This is a genomic window from Ruegeria sp. ANG10 (assembly GCF_040705255.1).
Classification (GTDB): domain Bacteria; phylum Pseudomonadota; class Alphaproteobacteria; order Rhodobacterales; family Rhodobacteraceae; genus Ruegeria.
In genome coordinates, this window is sequence record NZ_JBFCVU010000002.1 from 366,091 (window position 1) to 387,633 (window position 21,543).

Here is a 21,543-nt window from a genome sequence, read left to right on the forward strand (position 1 = left end):
GGGTCACCGCAATGGCTAGATCACTCGGCGGGGTCTTCTGAAACCTGTGCTTGAAGTTCGGCCACCAATTGTTTCAGCGCACTGTTCTGATCAGCCTCCAGATCGGCCACGGCGTAGGTTTCGGCAACCGCGTCCTTGGACAGAACAACACCTTTGGCGACGGTCCCCGGCGCGCCCGCCGGTCCGTAATGTTCGCCGTTCATCGAAAAGAACACCGAACCCGAAGCACCCGCACGCAGTTGCGGCGGTTCTTCCGTCAGCGGAACCTCGAACACATTACCTTGTTCAACCGTGCCAAGGGTGCCTTCGAAGATCACGCTTCCATCAGCTGCGGTGACCCGCATCCAGGCTGGTTTCACGGCGACAATTTTCAAGGTGGTGTCAATCTGCTCGACCACCTGCGGCAAGGCCGGGCGTTCGACAGTGTGGACCTCGGCGACCTCAACCTTGGGCAATTCCTGTGGCAGGAAGGTACCCACGGTGCGCGGGTCCAAGGTGGAGATCGGAGCATCACGGGCGACCAGAACAGGAACGTCCAGCGCCTGTGGGCGATACAGACGGTCCAACGCCTCGGCGCTGGGGGTGGCCGCAACAGCAACCTCAGTTTCGGCACTGTCGCGCGCCGCATCCAGCGGGTCGAGATCGGAAAGAACCACCGGGGCCTGTTCAACCGGGCTGACCTGTACCTGCTGGATCTTGTTCAGCACCGACCAGCCGCCATAGCCAATGCCGCAGATCACTGCGACCAGAACCAGTGACGAGCCGATAGCCCGCGGTTCAATCTGGCTGACAAGGGATTCGCGACCGGGAATGTATGGCGTGTTGGGAGAGGTAAACGGATCACGCCCCATCGGACCGCGCGCCGGAACCGCGCCCGTGGGCTTACGAACAACCGAAGCCTCGGCCGACATACCATGCGCAACCTCAAACCCGCTTTCCTTACAGAAGGCGGCAAAAGTCTCATCCGGATTCATCCCCAGATAGCGGGCATAAGAACGCACATACCCGGCAATGAAGCCGGGTGTGTCGAACGCGTCAGGATCGGCGTCTTCGATGGCAGCAATGTAGTTGGCTTTGATCCGCAGTTCGCGCTGAACATCCAACAGGGACTTGCCCATCGTTGCCCGTTCGCCGCGCATCCTGTCACCAAGCCGCACTTCGTAATCGTCAAAACCCTTTGGCCTGACGTCGGCTTCGTCCTTGGAATCGCGCTGAGATCTGCGCCCAATCATCCCTGCTGCCCCATTCTGCCTGCGCGTGTTTCGCGCTAACGGCGAATCATCCCATTAACGATTCGTCCGATACTTTTGTTAGCCTAAGCTTAACACGCGGCAAACGCGTTGCACACTTTAGCGTGAGGTTAACCGGCAAGTTCGGCGCGATTTAGCGCACAATGTGACCAAAGTTCGTCCATCGCCTGCACCAAACGGTTCATTTCGTCAGGGCCATGCACCGGAGATGGGGTAAAGCGCAGACGCTCGGTTCCGCGCGGGACAGTGGGGAAATTGATCGGCTGAACATAGATGCCATGATCATCCAGCAGCCGGTCGCTGAGGATCTTGGTATGGACAGGATTTCCAACAATCACCGGCACGATATGTGTACCGTGATCGATCAAAGGCATGCCCAGCCCTTTGAGCCGCAGCTTGAGGATCTTGGCCTGTGTCTGATGCTGCTCACGCAGATCAGTCGCCGTTTTCAAGAAAGCGACCGAGGCCGCTGCCCCCGCGGCCACTGCAGGCGGCAACGAGGTGGTGAAGATGAAGCCCGGTGCATAAGAACGCACGGCATCACACATTTTCTCGCTGGCAGCGATATAGCCGCCCATTACGCCAAAGGCTTTGGCAAGGGTTCCGTTGATAATGTCGATGCGATGCGCCAGGCCATCGCGCTCGGTCACGCCGCCTCCGCGCAGGCCGTACATGCCAACTGCGTGGACCTCGTCGATATAGGTCAGCGCACCAAACTCATCAGCCAGATCACAAATCTCTTCAATCGGACCAAAATCGCCGTCCATCGAATAGACCGATTCAAACGCGATCAGCTTGGGGGCTTTGGGATCGTCGGCCTCAAGCAATTCGCGCAGATGCGCCACATCGTTATGACGGAAGATGCGCTTGGCACCACCATTGCGACGCACGCCTTCGATCATCGAGGCATGGTTCAGTTCATCCGAATAGATGATCAGGCCGGGGAACAGTTTCGGCAATGTGCTGAGCGTCGCGTCATTGGCGATATATGCACTGGTGAACAGCAACGCGGCCTCTTTGCCATGCAGATCGGCAAGCTCGGCCTCAAGCTTCTTGTGGTAGACCGTAGTGCCCGAGATATTGCGGGTCCCGCCCGAACCGGCACCGGCGGCGTCAACGGCTTCGCGCATGGCGTTCAGAACGACCGGGTGCTGGCCCATGCCCAGATAGTCATTGCCGCACCACACGGTGATATTCTGCTGCGACCCGTCTGGGCGGGTCCGCACCGCATGCGGGAAATGGCCATTGCGACGTTCGATGTCGATGAAGGTCCGGTAGCGTCCTTCATCATGCAGCTTGGCAATCGCTGTATCGAGCTGAGCAGTATAGTCCACCGGTATCTCCTTACATGCCCGACCCATTTCATTTGCAGCCGGACAAAATTTCTGACGCCCTCACCGGACGAATCCGATTATACGCCAATGCGTTCCCTTGTGCCCCGTACGTATAGACAACATTGGGATCGCACATTTGATTTGCATCAAATATCCCCTCGCACTCGCATCGACAAGTAAAGTTACGGCCATCGGGCGCGAGGAAACGACGCAGGCGCCAGTCGGAGTTTCCGATATTATACCATATTCCCGTCAAAGCGCACTGGACGGCGCCGATTGCGCTGATAGGTTCTGCCAAATCTTGAAAGCAGGAGAACCCCATGTCGCTGGACGCCGTTCTGAACCGCATCGACGCTGATCTGCAAACCTCAATCGACCGGCTGATGGAGCTGCTGCGCATTCCATCCATCTCAACCGACCCGGCCTACAATGCTCAAGTGGATCAGGCCGCCGACTGGCTGGTCGCTGACCTACAAAGCATTGGCATCGCAGCGGAAAAACGTGAAACCACCGGCCACCCCATGGTCGTTGGCCATGTCGGCGAAGACAGCAACGCACCGCATGTGCTGTTTTACGGGCACTATGACGTGCAACCCGTTGATCCGCTTGAACTGTGGAAACGCGACCCGTTCGATCCCGCCATTGAAGACACCGACAACGGCCCCGTCATTCGCGGCCGCGGGTCGTCGGATGACAAAGGCCAGTTGATGACCTTTGTCGAAGCCTGCCGCGCCTGGAAAGCCGTCAATGGCTCCCTACCCTGCCGCATCACCTTTTTCTTCGAGGGCGAAGAAGAATCAGGGTCGCCGTCCCTGGTGCCATTCCTGCGGGAAAACGCGGCCGAGCTGAAAGCTGATCTGGCACTGGTGTGCGACACCTCAATGGTATCTCGGGGCGTGCCGTCGATCTCGTCGCAACTGCGCGGCATGCTCAAGGATGAATTCACCATCACCGGCCCGCGTATCGACCTGCATTCGGGCCACTACGGCGGCCCAGGCCTGAACCCGCTGCGGGAATTGTCCAAGATCATCGCCTCGTTCTATGACGACGAAACCGGCCGTGTTGCGGTCGAGGGGTTCTATGAAGGCGTCCACGAAGTGCCCGCCGAGCAACTACGCCAGTGGCAAAACTGTGGGTTTGACGAGGTCGAGTACCTGAGTTCGGTCGGCTATTCGCAACCCCATGGCGAAAAGAGGTATTCGACGCTGGAACAGCAATGGGCGCGCCCTACGCTTGAGGTTAACGGCCTGTGGGGCGGCTACAATGGTGCAGGCTCGAAAACCGTGATCCCCTCACAGGCGCACTGCAAGATCACCTGCCGTCTGGTCGGTGACATGGACCCCGACGCTTTGCGCACCAAAATCCGCAAACATGTGCAAGAGCGCCTGTCACTCGACGCCAAGGTCGACTGGGACAATGATCTGGAAGGGTCCCCCGCTTCGGTCATGAATCTGGACCGTCCAGAATTCGAAGCCGCCCGTAGCGCCCTGTCGGATGAATGGGGGCGCGAGGCTGTGTTCACCGGGATGGGCGGTTCGATCCCCGTCGTTGGTTACTTCAATACTGAACTTGGGCTGGATTCGATGCTGGTTGGCTTTGCCAACGATGACGATGCAATTCACTCGCCGAACGAAAAATACGACGTGAAAAGCTTTCACAAAGGCATCCGGTCCTGGGCTCGCATTCTGGACGCGCTGACGCGCTGATGATTCCAAGCGAGGCTCTGCCTCGCGCTCCGAGGTATTTTCGGCCAGATGAAGTTAAGGATCCCTCGCTTCATCTGGCTAGAAATATCTCGGGGGAGTCGCCCGGCACGGGCGGCTGGGGCAGAGCCCCCACCCACCGCAGATTACATGTGGATGACCTTTCCATAAGCGTCGAGAACGCTTTCATGCATCATCTCGGACAATGTCGGATGCGGGAAGACCGTGTTCATCAGGTCTTCTTCCGTAGTTTCCAACTGACGACCAACCACGTAGCCCTGAATCAGCTCGGTCACCTCGGCACCGATCATGTGGGCCCCCAGTAATTCGCCGGTTTTGGCGTCAAATACCGTTTTGATCAGACCTTCGGGTTCACCCAGTGCAATGGCCTTGCCGTTGCCGATAAAGGGGAAACGGCCAACTTTGATGTCGTAACCCAGCTCTTTGGCTTTTGCCTCGGAGTATCCGACCGAAGCCACTTGCGGCTGGCAATAGGTGCAGCCGGCGATGCTTTCGGGCTTTACCGGATGCGCGTGTTTGCCCGCGATCAGTTCGGCGACCATCACACCTTCGTGGCTTGCCTTGTGCGCCAGCCACGGTGCGCCCGCGATGTCACCAATCGCATAGAGACCGTCAACTCCGGTGCGGCAGAACTCATCCGTTACAACATGGGTGCGGTCGATTTTCACACCTAAGGCTTCAAGCCCGAGGTCTTCGACATTCCCGACGATCCCCACGGCCGAGATCACGGTATCGAAATCGTGCTTTTCGACCTTACCATTCACCTCGATATGCGCGGTGACCTTGCCCTTGGCCCGATCCAGCTGCTTGACCATCGCTTTTTCCATGATGGTCATGCCTTGCTTGGTAAAGGCTTTCTTGGCCAGGCCGCTGATCTCGGCATCTTCCACCGGCAGCACGCGGTCCATCACTTCGACAACGGTCGTGTCAGCGCCCAATGTGTTGTAGAAGCTGGCAAATTCGATGCCAATCGCACCCGAGCCGATGACCAGCAGTGTCTTTGGCATCCGCGGCGGCTGCAGCGCGTGTTTGTAAGTCCAGACCAGATCGCCATCAGCCTCAAGTCCCGGCAATTCACGCGCTCGCGCCCCGGTGGCCAGTACGATGTTATTGGCGGTCAGCTCTTCTGTACCCTTGTCGGTTTTGACCGAGACCTTGCCCTTGGCGGGGATCGTCGCCTGGCCCATCACCACGGTAACTTTGTTCTTTTTCAACAGATGCCCTACGCCGCCTGTCAGTTGCTTTGCCACAGCACGGGACCGTTTCACCACCGCGTCCAGATCATATCCAACCTTATCAGCGCTCAGGCCAAAATCCTTGGCACGTTCCATCAGATGGAACACTTCGGACGAACGCAGCAGCGCCTTGGTCGGTATACACCCCCAGTTCAGGCAGATGCCGCCCAGATGCTCGCGCTCAACCACAGCTGTTTTCAGGCCCAGCTGCGCCGCGCGAATGGCAGCCACATAGCCGCCCGGACCAGCGCCGATTACGATCAGATCAAAAGATTGTGCAGCCATGTTTCCCTCTCGGCGCAGGATGGTTGAAAAATTAGTTTACCATTAAACTAATTTTTGAAACGCATCAACACACCATTCCCGCGACAAATACGACGTGGGATCACCGGTATCAGTTTATGCGGATTTCAGCCTATACCGGGCATCGTTCAATGGCTAGAACATAGATGTCGGGTTCGCCCGCCATTTCATAAACGTAAATCATTCGAGAGGCTTATCATGGCCAAAACACTTAAAGATCTACTGCTTGCATTGCTCAACGCGACGCTCATCCTCGTGGCTCTTTGCTTATTTCTGGGTTGGAAACTGGCATCGACAGTAGAGGGCATCACCACGGTCTTCTCGGAAAAAGTCCAGGTAATCGCGCCCCTAAAGGACGAAATTCTCGGCGTTCGGGGAGAACTTGCGGCGTTGCGTAATGATCTTGCCGAGGTGCAATCAAGCGGCTCAGTCACCGATATTGCCGAAAAACTGCGGATTTCCACGGCGCTGGTAAAGCTGGATAATCTGGAACAAAGAATGCAAGGCGCGCAAGCCAGCATTGCCGAGTTGACCGACTCTCCGGACAAGCTGATCAATTCCGCCATAGAGAAATCGGCCGACGTGGTCGCCGACCGAGTTATTGCCATTCGAGGCTGCGTGCCGCAATCCTAGAGGGACGCCTGCAATTCGCGCACCGTCGAACCATACCCGCCCATGTCAACATAGGCGGCTTCGTGTTCGGTCATCGGGCGATCCAATGCTTCGTTTCGGTAAGGGAAACGCCCAAACTTGCGGATCACCTCACGATGTGCCCGTGCGTGCAGCAGATTGCTTTTATCGCTGTCACTCATATTCTGGCACATCAAACGGACACAGCGTTCCTGATCACACAGATTTTCCGAATGCATCATCGGCAGGTAAAAGAACTGCCGTGCTGGTTCGTCGATCTTCAGATCCCACCCCTTGTCCACTGCACATTTCGCGGCTGACAGAGCAGCGCGATCTGACGCGAATGCTTTTGCGCTGCCGCGGAACATGTTGCGCGGGAACTGGTCCATCAGGATGATGTAGGCCAGTGACCCACTAGGATACGTCAACCAAAGAGAGAATTTGCCTTCATTCGCGGCTTCCCAGGTGGTCAAAAACCGTTCGCGAATGTCTGCGTCCAAGGCATCGTCCTGTAGATACCAACCCTTGGGACCAATCTCATCTAACCAATAACTCAATACTTCTTCAGGCCCTACCATTGCCCTAACTCCGTCGTGTTGCCCTCCCCAGGGACGTAAGGTCATTTAAGGATGTTTTTCAGGATTGTAACAGTAAAAAATTGCAACATTGGCGACATATTCTTGTGTCTTAGGCAACATCTTGCGTTTCGGCCTCGGCTTCGGCGGCTTCAATGGCAACCTCTTGCGCCACTTCAAGCGCAACTGGCGAGGCCGTCGGATAGACCGGGGACATGGTGCCTGTCTCATCCACCGGGATCGCCGCACGCTGTGTCATACGAAACAGCGCATAAACAGCCATCGTCGCAAGCAATGCGGCGATGAACAGGAAAAACCCCTGCGGGCCAAAGACGCGGTCGCCCATCAGCCAACCCGTTATCAACGGACCCGCGATCGCGCCAAGACCGTTGATGAACAGCAAACCACCCGATGCAGCGGCCATGTCTTCGTGATCCAGAAAATCGTTCGCATGGGCAATCAAAAGCGAATACAGCGGGTTCGACATGCCGCCGATCACAAAAGCCGCGCCCAGCAGGATCGGAAAGGTAACTCCAAACAACATGCCTGCCGTGGCCGCACATGCCCCTACCCCTGCGACTAGCATAATCAGGAAACGGCGATCCATGCGGTCCGACATCCAGCCCAACGGATATTGCAGCACCAGGGCACCGATATAGAACGCAGCGATAAAGGTCGAGATTTCAACCAACGACAAGCCCGCGCGGGCACCATAGACCGAGGCCATACCGAACTGAGCCGAAAACACCCCGCCCAGCAGAAACATACCAACACAGCCCAGCGGCGAGCTTTTGAAAAGTTCGCGCAGAGTCATCGGTTTGGTTGTATCGAATGCTGGCGTTGGCGAAATTGACAAAAGAATGGGGGCGAAAGATATCGAAACGAGAATGGACGCGACAACAAACGTATCGAAACCTGCCGGGTCACCCAGCACAACCAGACCCTGGGCAGTGATGATGCCAGTCATTTGGAAAATCATATACAGCGACAATGCCTGACCACGATTTTCATTGCTGGCCGCATTGTTTAGCCAGCTTTCGGCGGTGACATACACGCCGGAAAAGCAGAACCCAATTACGAAGCGCCCCAGAATCCAGACAAACGGGTTGGTCATCAATGGGTAAAGGATCATGACGGCCGAGATGAAGGAGGCCAGTGCAGCAAACACCCGAACATGCCCGACTCTTCGGATCATCTCGGGTGCAAGGCGTGATCCGCCAAGGAAACCCATAAAATAGGCCGACATTACGAACGACATCTCAAGGGTCGAAAACCCCTCGATCTCGCCCCGAACCCCCAGGATCGTGCCTTGCAGGCCGTTGCCGACCATTAGCAAGCCCATACCAAGTAGAAGCGCCCACGCGCTGGACAGGACCTGAATCATTGGGGCCTCCGAAATATGCCGACCTGAGTTATGGATTCGCTTTTATATGAAAAACGGCTCTGATCGCGCTTGTCTACGACATTGCAGGTAGACGATCCCGACAACGCGCCCCTTATGGGATCAAAAGCGACGCGTCCCCGTATGAAAAGAAACGATATTTCTTATCGATCGCATGCGCATAGACGTCGCGCATCCGGTCTTGCCCCATCAGTGCCGAAACCAGCATCAGCAGCGTGGATTTCGGCAGATGGAAGTTGGTCATCAACGCATCAGTGACGTGGAATTCAAATCCGGGATAGATGAAGATATCGGTATCGCCCTCCCACGGCTCGATCTGACCAGACCGCGCAGCGCTTTCGATTAGGCGCAGGGCTGTGGTGCCCACGGGGATCACCCGCCCTCCGGCGGCTTTGGTGGCGCGGATTTCTTCGACGACCGAGGCGCTCACTTTGCCCCATTCGGCGTGCATCTTGTGTGTGGTCACGTCTTCGACTTTGACCGGCAGGAAGGTCCCCGCCCCCACATGCAAGGTGACATGGCTGATGGTGACGCCGCGGGCTTCAAGCGCCCGCATCAGTGCCTGATCGAAATGCAGCGACGCCGTGGGGGCTGCGACGGCACCCGAATTGCGCGCCCAGATCGTCTGGTAATCGGTCTTGTCCTGTTCGTCCGCCGGGCGCTTGGCGGCGATGTACGGTGGCAGTGGCATTGCACCGGCCTGTTCCAGTGCGGCGTCGAAATCTTCACCCGTCAGGTTGAACCGCAGATATGCCTGCCCGTCCTCGACTCGGTCCAGCGTGGCGCTGAGGTCATCGGAAAACGTGATCTCTTCGCCCAGCTTGACCTTTTTCAACGGTTTGATCAGTGCCGCCCAGGTGCCGTCGGCCTGCGGGTCCAGCAAGGTCGCCTCAATTGCCGCCGAAACCGGCCCCTGTGCGCTGTTGCGATGTCGGCGACCATTCAGGCGCGCAGGGATGACGCGTGTGTCATTCAGCACCAGACGGTCGCCAGGTTGCAGCCAATCCGGTAGATCGAACACATGAGCATCCGAAACCGTATCGCCATTGGCAACCAACAACCGCGCGGACGAACGCGGGCTGGCCGGGCGCGTGGCAATCAGGTCTTCGGGCAGGTGGAAATCAAAATCGCTGAGTTTCATGGCCGCGCCATACAGTGCCCCACATCCCAGTTCAACGGTCTGATGAGGGTGCCCCGAATGTTCGTTTCGGTTCATCCGGTTTTATCGGCTGTGCGTTGGGCCCGTCGGATACAGTAGGCGCCGGAGTCCTAAACAGATTGCGCAGGAACAGTGGTGCCAACCCGGACAGCGGATTGACCGACACTTTCGGATCTCGCAACGGCCCGGTCAGGGTATAATTGAAACCAATGATGCCCTCGCCTTTCTTGGTGAAAACGCTTCCAATGGCATTCACCAGATAGATCGGAGAGATCGCTCCGCGCAGGTTCAGCGTTCCAGCAACCGTGTTGATGGTGCCGTCAAAGGACAATCCCATCGACGGCCCGACCGCACTGCCGCTGAGAACTTTGACCTCGGTCGGGGTGATGCGCATCCGGCTTTCGATGGACGAGAAAAAGATGCCCTGCCCGGCCATTTCATTGACCAGACCAACAAGGCTGATGGCATTCAGCAGCGCGGCCATGGCCGGGGCATCCTTGATGTATGTATTGGTGATTTTCGCAATCACGTCATAGTTTCCGGGCCCCGCAACCGGTTCCAGTTGCACGTTCAGGGATCCGCTTCGCGCCTGTGTGATCATGCCTGCAGATCGCAAAACCGCCCCCGCATCATCCGAGGTCAGCGTCACCGCGCTGCGATCCGCACGTGGAGAGACCTGCCCGCGCACAGACGCGCCCCCGTTCACGTTGGCGGTGAAGGCGCCGTTGACGCCGCCAGTGGTTTGAAACGCGCCCTTGAACCCGGTCAGGGCAATGGTCTCGGTCACTTGCAGACGGTCCAATGTCACGTCCATCCGGGGTCCCGTCCCCGAGCCGCCGCCGCTGCTGCTGCTGCCAAAGGTTGCGCTGCCCAGGTTCATCACGCCGCCCAGCACCCGAATATCCGGCACCGCCCCACCTCGATTGACCAACTCGGCCGGAACCGCCAGCCAATTGCCCAGATCAAAGGAACTGAACTGAACCCGGTCGAAATCTCCGTCGTTGAACGAGATCGACACGGTGGTGCGCAAGCCGGCTGCATCCAGCTTGAGTTCATCCACTCGCAGGTTGTCCCCCAGCGTGGCCTCAAGTGTCATCGTGCCGGTTGTGCCCGTCCCCTTGCGCCAGCCCAGTTCGGGAATAGCCAGCGCGACGCCTTTCAAATCGGACGATGCGGTCAGCTTTGGCGGTGTCCCTGCGCCAATACCCAGCGCAATATCCGCCGTGCCCTGCCCAGTCAGCATCCCCTGAGGCAACCCGGCATTCAGCTCGGTCATCAATCGGGGGGACAATTCGATCTTGCCCGTCAACTCGCTGCGCTGCGCTTCGGTTCCACCGATCGGTTGTCGCCACGCAGCTTGGATGGGAACGTCGCCAAACAAACCCTCGCCGGAAATCTCAACTCCGGTTTGGTTGCCTTCAAGCGCAAGCTGGTCGGCGCTGACCGAAAAGCCAGGAACCAATTTGTCACTTTTGACATTGTCGATATCACCAAGAAAGTGGAATTCGGTGTCTTCGAATTTCAACCCCTTCTTCATCGGCAGGGACAATGTTCCTGCAAGATTTACAGTACCTTCAACCAGATCGACCGGCAGGTTCGCTTTGGTCAGCAAGCTGAGCGGCGGGCGATCAAGCAGCGATAACGCAGCCGTCGCACTCCCTTTGGCCGTGATGCGGGTGATCGACGGGGAAATCCCCTTGATCTCGGTATCAGGGATGATGAAGGACGTGCCCGTGGCATCAACTGCGCCTCCCTCATCCGCGATGACAACGCCCGATTCCGCCGTGGCGGTGAAACGGTGGTTGATCAGACTGGCCTGTCCCTGCGCGTTCTCAAGCGGCGGCAGGGTCTTGGCGAACCTGATCTTTGCCTCGTCGAACCCGAAATCCAGAAAGATATCGGGCTTGTTTCCGGGCCGCAGCCGTAAGGCGAAATCAACGTCCGAGAACTGCCCCTCGTACAGGTTTTCCTCGACCCAAAGCCGCGGCTTTGACGCAAGACGTTCGGGCCAATAGTTCAACAGCTCATCCCCGTTCATGCTGTCCAGATGCGCATCCAGCTGCGCCGCCCAGCCCTGCGGTTCGCCGATCAGTTTGCCTGAGCTAAACAACCGATAGTTTGAGTCTTCGATCATGATCTGGCCCAGCTGCAATTCGAAAGGGGCCAGCTTCATCTTCATATCAAGTTCGGCACGCGCCAGATTCAGCGATTCCGGAAACAGGTTAGCCGGGTTGATGTTGATGTTGCTTAGGCTCAGCTGCGAGGTCAGGCTTTCCAGCGCACCGTTTTCGATACCGCGCAGAAACGCCTTCCCCTCGGCGTGAAAAGCGCCCCACGCGGACACCACCGAGACTTCGTTGAAGTCCAGCTCCTGCCGCGTGGGATTGTAGGTGAAGTAGGTTCTGGCAGACTCGAACGGAATGGGGCGCGTTTCCTGCGTGGGCTGCACTGCCCCTGCCCCAAGGTTCAGCGTTGCAAACAGCGGCCCCAACGCCGCCTTGTCGTCAATGCTGCCGCGCAACGCCCCAGAGATCGGTGCCTTGAGAACCTGTAACCACGACAGGGCAAGACTTTGGCTGGCGATATCTTCGGCTGGCAGGTCGGTGATCGAAATGCCGAACCGCGCCTGTGGTGTACCCAGAACACTGGTATAGTTCGCCTCGATCGAGCTTGCATAGTCGCGCCCGGTCAGTACGGAAAACCCAGTGGCCAGATGCATCTCATCCCCGGTGCGGGTCACAGTGATATGCCCCCCGTCGAACACCCAGGCCCGCCCAAGACGCAGATCCTGATAATCCAGCGTCAGCGATTCCAAGTCGACTGAACGCAACCCGGACAGGATAGGCGACAGGAATACATCGTCCGATTGCTCGATCAGTTGGGCCAGGTCCGGTGCTTGCTGCACAGGGGCGCTGCCCGAGCCGACGGTCAGCGACAATGCCCCGTCCAGGCCCCTGGTCAGCGCGATCTGTGCATCGCGAAGGATGATGCGGCGCGGGCGGATTTGACCCCGTAAAAGCCCGCGCATGGACAATCGGGTGCGCAGGTCCGAAACCTGCGCAATCTGCTGCCCTGCTGCGTCGCTGATCGTCACGTCGCTCAGCTGCAGGCGGGGACGCCATTCCTCGTTCACGATAAAGCTGACGTCGCCAAACCGGATTTTCAGCCCCCCGAGGCTGTGTTCAAGGCGCTGTTCAACCTGCTTTCGCAACCATTCGGGCGCATGAAGATTCTGGCCGATCAGAAAAAACCAGCCCGCAAAGACCAACAACCCCAGCGACAGGACCGTCCAACCGGAAAAATGCGCGGCAATACGACGACGGGACCGGCGACGCCGGTTTTTCTTGGGCTGCGACGCACTTTTATCTTCGTGCTGCACCAATTTTCTATCCACGTCTTCCAACCCGCCCGCGCCGCCCTATGATGTCGGGCAGCCCTTAAAAAACTTTAGCGGAGTTTCCAATGCCCGACGTTTCAGACATCGCCCCTGATTTCACTTTACCCCGCGACGGAGGCGGCGAGGTCACATTGTCAGCCCTGCGCGGCGGCACCGTCGTTCTGTTCTTCTATCCTCGTGATGATACGCCGGGCTGCACCAAGGAATCCATCGGTTTCTCGGAACAACTTCAAGCCTTTGGTGATGCGGGCGCTCACGTTTTCGGCATCTCGCGGGACAGTGTCGCCAAGCACGACAAGTTTGTTGCCAAGCATAATCTGACCACTCCGCTGTTGTCGGATGAGGGCTCGTCGGTCTGCGAGGACTATGGCGTATGGATTGAAAAGAATATGTACGGCAAGAAATCGATGGGCATTCAGCGCTCGACCTTCATCATCGACGCCGATGGCAAGATCGCCAATGTTTGGCGCAAGGTCAAAGTCCCCGGTCACGTGGATGAGGTGCTGGAAGCCGTACGGGCGATGTAACGCCCCTCGACCACGCGCGCCATCCGGTCTAAGAGCCGCGCGTGCAATCAAGCGGAGAAACACGGTGCCCAAAACGCTGACCCAGATGGCGACTGAGGTTCTGACAACGGCGGATGGTCGGAAAAAGACCGCCCTGTCCAAAAGCCATGCCGCCGCGTGGTTCGCATCGCGTAGCGACGACGCGCCAGAGATCGAGATCGGCACCGCCACGCCACCGCTGCAACCCGCGCGCCCGGATCAGCCTGAACTGCTGTCCCCGCGTGAGGTGCCAAAGCGGAAGCCTGGCACCGAGGCGGGCCGTATCGCCCTGCTGCACGCTGTCGCGCATATCGAGTTGAACGCCGTTGATCTACATTGGGACCTCATCGCCCGCTTTGGTCATGTTCCGATGCCGATCGGGTTCTATGACGACTGGGTCAAATGCGCCGAAGAGGAATCGCGTCATTTCGAGATGGTGTGCGATTGCCTTGAGGCCATGGGCAGCCATTACGGCGCCCTGCCCGCCCATGCCGGGATGTGGCGCGCGGCCGAGGACACCTCCGAAGATTTGATGGGCCGATTGGCCGTGGTTCCCATGGTGCTTGAGGCACGCGGGCTGGACGTGACCCCCGGCATGATCGACATATTCCGCAAGGCCAAGGACGAAAAGGCCATCGCTGCGCTGGAAGTCATTTATGCCGAAGAAGTCGGGCATGTGGCTTATGGCTCGAAATGGTTTCATTTCCTGTGCGGGCGCGAGAATGCCGATCCCAAGGATGTGTTTCACCAATTGGTTCGACAGTACTTTCATGGCGTGTTGAAACCACCTTTCAACGAAGAAAAACGCGCCGAGGCCGGGTTGCCGCCCGATTTTTACTGGCCCCTGACCGAGGACCTACCCGCGCCCGGTTCGGCGCAATAAACGCACTCAACTTGACGTTATCGGCAATTTCTCGCCGAGAATTGGCGGGAATAACGTGGTTTCATGTGTGAACTAGTTTACAAACTTGCCCAAAGCACGCGTGCCCTCTATGCACTTCGCCAAAGGGACGGCTATCACTCACGACCGGTCCCGAATCTTGGGGATGAGAGGTGAAGACGCGTGCGAACACGTCTGGCAATTAAGTTACACTCACTGCTCGAGCGGCATTTTCCCGAACGCCGAGTCTTTCTGAAATCTGACAACGACACGCGGTTTATCCGGCTCAGCTCGGAAACGCAGATATTCGCCGTCGCCGGCGTTGCGGTGTTTGTTGGCTGGACCGCAGTCGCCACGGCGATTTTGCTGATGGACAGCATCGGATCGGGTAACTTCCGCGAGCAAGCCAAGCGGGATCAGGCGACCTATCAAGACCGTCTGAACATCCTGTCGACGGAACGGGATGCCCGCGCGCAAGAAGCGCTGGCCGCGCAAGACCGGTTCAACGCGGCGCTGGAACAGATCTCGGCGATGCAATCGGAGCTGCTGGCGTCGGAAAACCGCCGCCGCGAGCTTGAGACCGGGATCGAGGTCATCCAGACCACCCTGCGCGCCACGATGAAACAGCGCGAAGAGGCCCGCACCGAGCTGGCCAGCATGCAGGTCGAGACCGATGACGGCGACATATATATGACCGCCGCAGGCGACCCGGAACAAATGAATTTCATGACCGACGCTCTGGTCCGGACAGCACAAGAGCGCGACCAAATCGCCGCCGATGCACAGGATGCTCTGGCACAGCGCGACGATCTTGAGTTGGAAATCCGTCTGATGCAGGAACGCAGCGACGAGATTTTCCGCCAGCTGGAAGAGGCGATGATTATCTCGGTTGAGCCTCTGGACAAAATGTTCCGCCAGGCCGGCATGCCCACCGACCGTATTATCGAAGAAGTCCGCCGCGGCTATAGCGGCATGGGTGGCCCCCTCACCCCCATCTCATTTAGCACGCGCGGAGAGGACCTGACCCCCGACGAAATCCGCGCGAATGTGTTGCTGCAACAGATGGACCAGCTGAACCTGTATCGCATTGCCGCCGAAAAAGCCCCCTTTGCCAGCCCGGTGCATGATGTGGTGCGCTTTACCAGCGGCTTTGGCACGCGACGGGATCCAAAAACCGGGGGGCGGCGCATGCACAATGGGGCGGATTTTGCCGGTGCCCACGGAACCGACATCTTTGCCACCGCCGACGGAATCGTCACCCATGCCGGCTGGCAATCCGGGTTCGGCAGGCTGGTGAAAATCAAGCACGCGTTCGGGGTTGAGACTCTTTACGCTCATAATACCAAGATCCGGGTCAAGGTTGGCCAAAGGGTCTCGCGCGGGGATCATATTGCTGATATGGGTAGCACTGGACGGTCTACCGGCACGCATCTGCACTATGAGGTTCGCGTCGACGGTGTGCCAAGAAATCCAATGACTTACATTAAGGCTGCGAGAAATGTTTTCTAAGAGCAAAATCAACGAGCCCGCATCCGACGCCACTGAGACAGCAAAACCTGCTGCTCCGGCGACACCGGCTGCCCCTGCACCGGCGGAAACCAAGGCCAGCACCGCGCCCAAGCCCAAGCCGCCGGCATCGGTTCTGTCCTCGGATCTGCACATCACAGGCAATCTGAAAACCACGGGCGACATCCAGGTCGAAGGCACAGTAGAAGGCGACATCCGCGCACACCTGCTGACCATCGGCGAAACCGCGACCATCAAGGGCGAAGTCACCGCCGATGACGTCGTGATCAACGGCCGCATCGTAGGTCGCGTGCGTGGCCTGAAGGTGCGCCTGACCTCGTCTGCCCGTGTCGAAGGCGACATCATCCACAAGACCATCGCCATCGAAAGCGGCGCGCATTTCGAAGGTTCAGTGCAGCGTCAGGACGACCCGCTGAATCCTGGCCGCAGCGGCAAGTCGGGCGCCAACCCGGCGGCCGAGGTCAAGCAGTAACACTGCCCCTAAATATGAATAAGCAAACGCCGCGGGTCAGCCTGCGGCGTTTTTCTTTTGCCCTTGCCGGTTGCTGTGGTCGATATAGGGTTCTGACATGTTGATCTTTTTCTCTATCCTTCTGTTGATTGCGGGCTTCTTTCTGTACCGCCACTGGTCAAAGTCCCAAGCGCGGCAGGCCCTGCTGGCCACGCCCTTGACCGACCACCAGCGCAGGCTGATCGAACAGCAGGTGCCCCTGATCCGCCGCCTTCCCGCCGATCTGCGAGCCAAGCTGGACGGCAAGGTGAACCTTTTTCTGGACCAGGTGGAGTTCCACGGCTGCGACGAGCTTGAAGTCACCGAAGAGATGGAGCTGGCCATTGCTGCGCAAGCCAGCCTTTTGTTGGTTAACAGCGACCTTTGGTACGATCACCTGACAACCATCCTGATCTATCCTAGCGCCTTCAAATCACGTCAGCGGCGGCAAGATGGCTATGTCGTCAGTGAAAAAGAGATCGTACGCACCGGCGAAAGCTGGGATCGCGGGCCGGTCATTCTGTCGTGGTCGCACAGCAAGCAAGGCGCAGCGAACGACCACGATGGGCAGAACGTCGTCCTGCACGAGTTTGCGCATCAGGTCGATGACCTGTCTGGGGGCACCAACGGCGTTCCGATCCTGAGCGACGGTCAGAGCTTTGCGGAATGGGAACGTGTGTTCCTGACAGCCTATGACGCCCACGTTCGCGCTGTCGAGCATGGCCAACATACGGTTATCGATCCCTATGGTGCCGTGGGTCATGAAGAGTTCTTTGCCGTCTCGGTCGAGGTGTTTTTTGAACAGCCCCGGCAGCTGAAGGCCGCTGTTCCCGATGTTTACAAACAGCTGTCAAAACTGTTTCGTCTGGATCCAGCCAGTTGGGACAACGCAAAGACATGAAGCCAGCAGGGACGTGAAAAGTCATCCCTGAACACAGTCGGAGAATTTTCCCCTTATCCTGACATTTCACAAATTGTGATTTTTGAATTACGCTTAAACCAGTGTTTTCAGGAGGGATTTTTATGGCACCTAAACTCATGGCCGAGTTCTTCGGCACATTCTGGCTGGTACTGGGCGGGTGCGGCAGCGCCGTTCTGGCGGCTGGCGTTGCTGACGTAGGCATCGGCTGGTTGGGCGTTTCCTTTGCCTTCGGCCTGACGGTTCTGACCATGGCCTACGCGGTTGGACATATCTCGGGCGGGCATTTTAACCCGGCGGTCAGCCTTGGCCTTATGATAGGTGGCAGGTTCCCGGCGCAAGAACTGATCCCCTATTGGATCGCGCAGGTGATCGGCGCCATTGCCGCTGCGGCCGTTTTGTACCTGATCGTCAGCGGCGCACCGGGGTTCGAAGGTGTTGGCGGGTTCGCCTCGAACGGGTACGGCGAAGCGTCACCCGAAGGCTATTCAATGATGTCCGCATTGGTGATTGAGATCGTGATGACCGCGTTCTTCATTGTGGTTATCCTGGGCGCAACATCCAACTTTGCACCCGACGGGTTCGCTCCGATCGCGATTGGCCTATGCCTGACCCTGATCCACCTGATTTCGATTCCAGTCACCAACACGTCGGTCAACCCGGCGCGTTCTACCGGTGTGGCCCTGTTTGCTGATGGCCCGGCGCTGGCGCAGCTCTGGCTGTTCTGGGTCGCCCCGCTTATCGGCGCAGCCATCGGGGCGCTGATCTGGCAAATGATGGGTGACGACTGAGACTAAAAAAGCCCCGATGTTAATGCGCATCGGGGCTTTTTTCATTATTCGGTGACGGTAACTTTTTTCATCACGTCCGGCTGACCGATCACGGCGCCGTTCGGGCCTTCGCCGCGCTTGATCGCGTCCACCACGTCCATGCCGTCAGTGACCTGACCCACAACCGTGTACTGTCCGTTCAGAAACGGGCCCGGTTCGAACATGATGAAGAACTGCGAATTCGCGCTGTCCGGGTCCTGTGCGCGCGCCATGCCAATAACACCGCGGTCATAGTTGAAGTCCGAAAACTCGGCAGGCAAATCGGGGCGATCCGACCCACCGGTACCGGCGCGACGCATGTCGCCACCGATACGGCCGAATTCAACGTCACCGGTCTGCGCCATGAAGCCGTCGATGACTCGGTGGAACACCACGCCGTCATACTTGCCTTCGGCAGCCAGGGTACTGATCTGCTCGACATGTTTGGGGGCGATATCATCGAACAAGTCGACGGTGACGGTGCCATTGGCGCCCTCACCTTCGATCTCGATCTGCAAACCCGTGGCCAACGCAGGGCTGGTCAGCAGGGCAAAAGCGGCGGCCAGCTTATACATCTGCCGCAACCTTGACGCTGATCATGCGGTCGGGGCTTGCAGGCGGCTCGCCACGCACGATGGCGTCTACATGCTCCATCCCGTCGATGACGCGACCGTAAACGGTGTATTGGCCATTCAGGAAATGGTTGTCTTTGAAGTTGATGAAGAACTGCGAGTTGGCCGAGTCCGGGTTTTGCGAACGGGCCGCACCCAGGGTGCCACGGTCATGCGGTAGCTTTGAGAACTCTGCCGGGACGTTCGGCAAAGACGAACCACCAGTACCCGCCATACGCAGGTTGAACCCGTCTTCCATGTCGCCGTGCTGTACGTCGCCGGTTTGCGCCATGAAACCGTCGATCACGCGGTGAAAGGCCACGTTGTCATACTCACCACCACGCGCCAGTTCCTTCATCCGGGCACTGTGCTGTGGGGCAACGTCCGGCAGCAGTTCGATGACGACATTGCCGTCTTTCAGTTCCATGATGATCGTGTTTTCGGGATCCTTGATCTCGGCCATGAGGCCCTCCTGTCGTTTATCTTGCGCAAATACCTATGCGCCACGCGCGAGAATGCCAAGTGACGCATTGACCTGAAGGCAAAATGCAGGAAAAGAACCGCCTGAATCTGTTGTAATGGCAAGGATAGAGCGATGGGCTGGAAAACTCTGGACGATATGGACCTGAACGGCAAACGCGTGCTGGTGCGCGTCGATATCAACGTGCCGGTCGTTGACGGGGTTGTGACCGATGCGACCCGTATTCAGCGTATCGTCCCGACCGTTCGCGATATCCTCGCAGCCGGGGGCAAGCCCATCCTGCTGGCCCATTTCGGGCGCCCTGGTGGCGAGCGGCGCGAGAACCTGTCGCTCAAACAATTGATCCCCACGCTTGAAGCCGCCTTTGGCACCGAAGTTCTGTTCGCCGCAGATTGCGTCGGCACCGAGGCTGATCTAGCCGCCGAAGCCTTGAAGCCCGGTCAGGTGCTGCTGCTGGAGAATACCCGCTTTCACGCCGCTGAAACCAAGAACGATACCGATCTGGCCGCCGGCATGGCCAAACTGGGCGACATCTATTGCAACGACGCCTTCTCGGCTGCTCACCGCGCCCACAGCTCGACCGAGGCCATCGCCCGGCTACTGCCTGCCTGTGCTGGCCGCTTGATGCAGGCCGAGCTTGAGGCGCTGGAAGGCGCACTGGGTGCGCCCAAGCGCCCTGTGACAGCGGTTGTTGGGGGGGCAAAGGTATCAACCAAGCTAGAGCTGCTGGGCAACTTGATCGACAAGGTTGATTACCTGGTGATCGGTGGCGGTATGGCGAATACGTTTTTGGTCGCTGAGGGAGTTAGCGTTGGCAAATCATTGGCGGAAACAGCGATGAACGACACCGCAGCAGAGATCTTGACCAAGGCTGAAACCTCGGGCTGTAAGATCGTACTGCCTTCGGACGTTGTGGTCGCCAAGAAATTCGAAGCCAACGCCCCGCATCAGGTGCTGCCAGCCGATCAATGCCCCGAGGACGGCATGATCCTGGACGCGGGTCCTGACAGTGTAGCTGCAATTAAGGAGATTTTCGCCAAAAGCCAGACCTTGATCTGGAACGGCCCATTGGGCGCATTCGAGATCGAGCCTTTTGACGCCGCCACCAACGCAGCGGCCCTGAAAGCGGCGGCGCTGACACGGTCGGGACAGCTGGTTTCGGTCGCAGGCGGTGGTGACACGGTCGCGGCGCTGAATGCGTCCGGTGCGGCCAAGGATTTCACGTATATCTCGACTGCTGGCGGCGCGTTCCTGGAATGGATGGAAGGTAAAACCCTGCCCGGCGTCGCCGCCTTGGAAGGTCAGGCGTAAGGTCAAAATTGGTCGCATTTCGGAACTCATGGTAATCTCTCGTTGTTGAACTGGAGATTTTGCCATGAGGTTCTTAATCTGCCTGATCGTAACATTGACCCCAACCTACTCTGCAGCACAATCCAGCTGTGGTGGGCAAACGCAACTCGACGCCAATTTCTGCGCCAAGGAAAAATGGGAAATCGCTGATCGCGAGTTGAACCGCATCTGGGCTGAGGTCAAACCATTGGCCGATGCGCGTGGATACGGTCAGGCCTTATTGGACGAACAGCGTGCCTGGCTGAAGGCGCGCGACGCAACCTGCGACCCGGAACTGGAAAGTGACGGCAGCGCAGCGCCCATGTTCTATTGGGCTTGCATGGAACAGCAAACCTTAACCCGCAATCAGGCGCTGGAAACTTGGCGCTGAAGGACGAAATCTAGCCATTCGCGAAAAAGTGCGAATGAAGGGATTCACAAGCCGAATCACCTGTGACATAGTGCGATCAGATGCCCGCAAAGGGCACGTTTTTGAGGCAGACTTCATACGGCGGTAAACAGAGTGTCCCGTTCCCATCGGCCCGGTTTGGGCGCAGTTGTATTCTTCATGGTGGCTTTCATGCTGGGTGTGTATTTCACCTTTGCTGCCGTGCAGGGCGACTATGGCCTGTTCAGACGGGTCGAGATTGCAGCGGAACGGGACGCCCTGTCACAAGACCTGGCCAAGCTTAAGGCCGAGATCGCCGAGATGGATAACCTGACCCGTCGTTTGTCCGACACTTATTTGGACCTCGATCTGCTGGATCAGCAAGCCCGTTCTGTTCTGGGAATGATCCGTTCGGATGAGATTGTTATCCGTTAAGCCGGACAGACATTTTCCTCAGAAAATCAACCTTGCCCGAAGGTTCCCCCGGCCTGAAGCCGCGCGAAATGACGATGCGTCATATTTACCCTCGCCAGATTGCTGGAAATGCTTTATGAG

At 58.0% G+C, this 21,543-nt stretch carries 20 protein-coding genes; 11 read left to right on the plus strand and 9 right to left on the minus strand.

Annotation, left to right across the window (positions count from 1 at the left end; translation table 11 throughout):
* Positions 1 to 20: 20 nt before the first annotated feature.
* Both AB1A64_RS05860 and hemA read right to left on the minus strand, forming a co-directional pair.
* On the minus strand, positions 21 to 1,232 hold the full coding sequence (locus AB1A64_RS05860) for a helix-turn-helix domain-containing protein (protein ID WP_170349025.1): 1,212 nt from the start codon (positions 1,230 to 1,232) through the stop codon (positions 21 to 23).
* A 128-nt stretch (positions 1,233 to 1,360) separates the two neighbouring features.
* Complete coding sequence (gene hemA, locus AB1A64_RS05865; protein WP_366550560.1) at positions 1,361 to 2,584, minus strand: 5-aminolevulinate synthase; 1,224 nt, start codon at positions 2,582 to 2,584, stop codon at positions 1,361 to 1,363.
* Between the two features lie 320 nt (positions 2,585 to 2,904).
* Between hemA and AB1A64_RS05870 the strand changes: the two genes are divergently transcribed.
* A complete protein-coding gene (locus tag AB1A64_RS05870; RefSeq protein ID WP_366550561.1) occupies positions 2,905 to 4,290 on the plus strand; it encodes a M20/M25/M40 family metallo-hydrolase in 1,386 nt (461 codons plus the stop codon).
* A 143-nt stretch (positions 4,291 to 4,433) separates the two neighbouring features.
* Here AB1A64_RS05870 and lpdA read toward each other — a convergent pair whose 3' ends face one another.
* A complete protein-coding gene (gene lpdA, locus AB1A64_RS05875) occupies positions 4,434 to 5,828 on the minus strand; it encodes a dihydrolipoyl dehydrogenase (protein ID WP_366550562.1) in 1,395 nt (464 codons plus the stop codon).
* A 216-nt stretch (positions 5,829 to 6,044) separates the two neighbouring features.
* On the opposite strand from lpdA, the gene AB1A64_RS05880 reads away from it, so the two are divergent.
* Positions 6,045 to 6,479 carry a hypothetical protein gene (locus AB1A64_RS05880; RefSeq protein ID WP_366550563.1) on the plus strand — a complete coding sequence of 145 codons (435 nt, stop codon included), beginning with the start codon at positions 6,045 to 6,047 and terminating at the stop codon, positions 6,477 to 6,479.
* Here the strand turns inward: AB1A64_RS05880 and AB1A64_RS05885 are convergent.
* The 4 genes from AB1A64_RS05885 to AB1A64_RS05900 all read right to left on the minus strand — a co-directional run bounded on the left by AB1A64_RS05885 (position 6,476) and on the right by AB1A64_RS05900 (position 13,006).
* Entirely contained in the window at positions 6,476 to 7,054 is a 579-nt protein-coding gene (locus tag AB1A64_RS05885; protein WP_170358939.1) for a DUF924 family protein, read from the minus strand. The two genes, AB1A64_RS05880 and AB1A64_RS05885, sit on opposite strands and share 4 nt — an antisense overlap.
* Before the next feature lie 109 nt (positions 7,055 to 7,163).
* Positions 7,164 to 8,435 carry an MFS transporter gene (locus tag AB1A64_RS05890; protein WP_366550564.1) on the minus strand — a complete coding sequence of 424 codons (1,272 nt, stop codon included), beginning with the start codon at positions 8,433 to 8,435 and terminating at the stop codon, positions 7,164 to 7,166.
* A gap of 112 nt (positions 8,436 to 8,547) precedes the next feature.
* Complete coding sequence (queA, locus tag AB1A64_RS05895; protein WP_366550766.1) at positions 8,548 to 9,594, minus strand: tRNA preQ1(34) S-adenosylmethionine ribosyltransferase-isomerase QueA; 1,047 nt, start codon at positions 9,592 to 9,594, stop codon at positions 8,548 to 8,550.
* A gap of 31 nt (positions 9,595 to 9,625) precedes the next feature.
* Positions 9,626 to 13,006, minus strand: a complete 3,381-nt coding sequence (locus AB1A64_RS05900) for a DUF3971 domain-containing protein (protein ID WP_366550565.1) — start codon at positions 13,004 to 13,006, stop codon at positions 9,626 to 9,628.
* A gap of 68 nt (positions 13,007 to 13,074) precedes the next feature.
* Between AB1A64_RS05900 and AB1A64_RS05905 the strand changes: the two genes are divergently transcribed.
* The 6 genes from AB1A64_RS05905 to aqpZ all read left to right on the plus strand — a co-directional run bounded on the left by AB1A64_RS05905 (position 13,075) and on the right by aqpZ (position 18,161).
* Entirely contained in the window at positions 13,075 to 13,536 is a 462-nt protein-coding gene (locus tag AB1A64_RS05905) for a peroxiredoxin (protein ID WP_366550566.1), read from the plus strand.
* 85 nt (positions 13,537 to 13,621) lie between these two features.
* Entirely contained in the window at positions 13,622 to 14,437 is an 816-nt protein-coding gene (locus tag AB1A64_RS05910) for a ferritin-like domain-containing protein (protein ID WP_366550767.1), read from the plus strand.
* A 180-nt stretch (positions 14,438 to 14,617) separates the two neighbouring features.
* Positions 14,618 to 15,943, plus strand: coding sequence for a DUF5930 domain-containing protein (locus tag AB1A64_RS05915; RefSeq protein ID WP_170358946.1), 1,326 nt, complete (start codon positions 14,618 to 14,620; stop codon positions 15,941 to 15,943).
* Positions 15,933 to 16,433, plus strand: a complete 501-nt coding sequence (locus AB1A64_RS05920) for a polymer-forming cytoskeletal protein (RefSeq protein ID WP_366550567.1) — start codon at positions 15,933 to 15,935, stop codon at positions 16,431 to 16,433. Before AB1A64_RS05915 ends, AB1A64_RS05920 begins: the two co-directional genes overlap by 11 nt.
* Before the next feature lie 97 nt (positions 16,434 to 16,530).
* Positions 16,531 to 17,352 (plus strand): M90 family metallopeptidase, encoded by an 822-nt coding sequence (locus AB1A64_RS05925; protein WP_366550568.1) that lies wholly within the window; start codon positions 16,531 to 16,533, stop codon positions 17,350 to 17,352.
* Positions 17,353 to 17,474: 122 nt separating this feature from the next.
* Entirely contained in the window at positions 17,475 to 18,161 is a 687-nt protein-coding gene (aqpZ, locus tag AB1A64_RS05930) for an aquaporin Z (RefSeq protein ID WP_170358950.1), read from the plus strand.
* 44 nt (positions 18,162 to 18,205) lie between these two features.
* On the opposite strand, the gene AB1A64_RS05935 is transcribed toward aqpZ, so the two are convergent.
* Both AB1A64_RS05935 and AB1A64_RS05940 read right to left on the minus strand, forming a co-directional pair.
* Positions 18,206 to 18,754, minus strand: coding sequence for a peptidylprolyl isomerase (locus AB1A64_RS05935; protein ID WP_366550569.1), 549 nt, complete (start codon positions 18,752 to 18,754; stop codon positions 18,206 to 18,208).
* A complete protein-coding gene (locus AB1A64_RS05940; protein ID WP_366550570.1) occupies positions 18,747 to 19,253 on the minus strand; it encodes a peptidylprolyl isomerase in 507 nt (168 codons plus the stop codon). The genes AB1A64_RS05935 and AB1A64_RS05940 overlap by 8 nt, the downstream gene beginning before the upstream one ends.
* Before the next feature lie 132 nt (positions 19,254 to 19,385).
* Here AB1A64_RS05940 and AB1A64_RS05945 point away from each other — a divergent pair, with 132 nt between their 5' ends.
* The 3 genes from AB1A64_RS05945 (at position 19,386) to AB1A64_RS05955 (ending at position 21,423) form a co-directional block, all read left to right on the plus strand.
* Positions 19,386 to 20,582, plus strand: coding sequence for a phosphoglycerate kinase (locus AB1A64_RS05945; RefSeq protein WP_366550571.1), 1,197 nt, complete (start codon positions 19,386 to 19,388; stop codon positions 20,580 to 20,582).
* A 64-nt stretch (positions 20,583 to 20,646) separates the two neighbouring features.
* The gene (locus AB1A64_RS05950) at positions 20,647 to 20,991 is read left to right on the plus strand and encodes a lysozyme inhibitor LprI family protein (RefSeq protein ID WP_366550572.1); all 345 of its coding nucleotides are present in this window, start codon (positions 20,647 to 20,649) and stop codon (positions 20,989 to 20,991) included.
* A gap of 132 nt (positions 20,992 to 21,123) precedes the next feature.
* Entirely contained in the window at positions 21,124 to 21,423 is a 300-nt protein-coding gene (locus AB1A64_RS05955; RefSeq protein ID WP_170349043.1) for a septum formation initiator family protein, read from the plus strand.
* Positions 21,424 to 21,543 lie beyond the last annotated feature (120 nt).

Coding starts and splice junctions, on each gene's coding strand:
- AB1A64_RS05860 (WP_170349025.1), bottom strand. CDS start 1,232: ATGATTGGGCGCAGATCTCAGCGCGATTCCAAGGACGAAGCCGACGTC.
- AB1A64_RS05870 (WP_366550561.1), top strand. CDS start 2,905: ATGTCGCTGGACGCCGTTCTGAACCGCATCGACGCTGATCTGCAAACC.
- lpdA (WP_366550562.1), bottom strand. CDS start 5,828: ATGGCTGCACAATCTTTTGATCTGATCGTAATCGGCGCTGGTCCGGGC.
- AB1A64_RS05880 (WP_366550563.1), top strand. CDS start 6,045: ATGGCCAAAACACTTAAAGATCTACTGCTTGCATTGCTCAACGCGACG.
- AB1A64_RS05885 (WP_170358939.1), bottom strand. CDS start 7,054: ATGGTAGGGCCTGAAGAAGTATTGAGTTATTGGTTAGATGAGATTGGT.
- AB1A64_RS05890 (WP_366550564.1), bottom strand. CDS start 8,435: ATGATTCAGGTCCTGTCCAGCGCGTGGGCGCTTCTACTTGGTATGGGC.
- queA (WP_366550766.1), bottom strand. CDS start 9,594: ATGAAACTCAGCGATTTTGATTTCCACCTGCCCGAAGACCTGATTGCC.
- AB1A64_RS05905 (WP_366550566.1), top strand. CDS start 13,075: ATGCCCGACGTTTCAGACATCGCCCCTGATTTCACTTTACCCCGCGAC.
- AB1A64_RS05910 (WP_366550767.1), top strand. CDS start 13,622: ATGGCGACTGAGGTTCTGACAACGGCGGATGGTCGGAAAAAGACCGCC.
- AB1A64_RS05920 (WP_366550567.1), top strand. CDS start 15,933: ATGTTTTCTAAGAGCAAAATCAACGAGCCCGCATCCGACGCCACTGAG.
- AB1A64_RS05925 (WP_366550568.1), top strand. CDS start 16,531: ATGTTGATCTTTTTCTCTATCCTTCTGTTGATTGCGGGCTTCTTTCTG.
- aqpZ (WP_170358950.1), top strand. CDS start 17,475: ATGGCACCTAAACTCATGGCCGAGTTCTTCGGCACATTCTGGCTGGTA.
- AB1A64_RS05935 (WP_366550569.1), bottom strand. CDS start 18,754: ATGTATAAGCTGGCCGCCGCTTTTGCCCTGCTGACCAGCCCTGCGTTG.
- AB1A64_RS05940 (WP_366550570.1), bottom strand. CDS start 19,253: ATGGCCGAGATCAAGGATCCCGAAAACACGATCATCATGGAACTGAAA.
- AB1A64_RS05945 (WP_366550571.1), top strand. CDS start 19,386: ATGGGCTGGAAAACTCTGGACGATATGGACCTGAACGGCAAACGCGTG.
- AB1A64_RS05950 (WP_366550572.1), top strand. CDS start 20,647: ATGAGGTTCTTAATCTGCCTGATCGTAACATTGACCCCAACCTACTCT.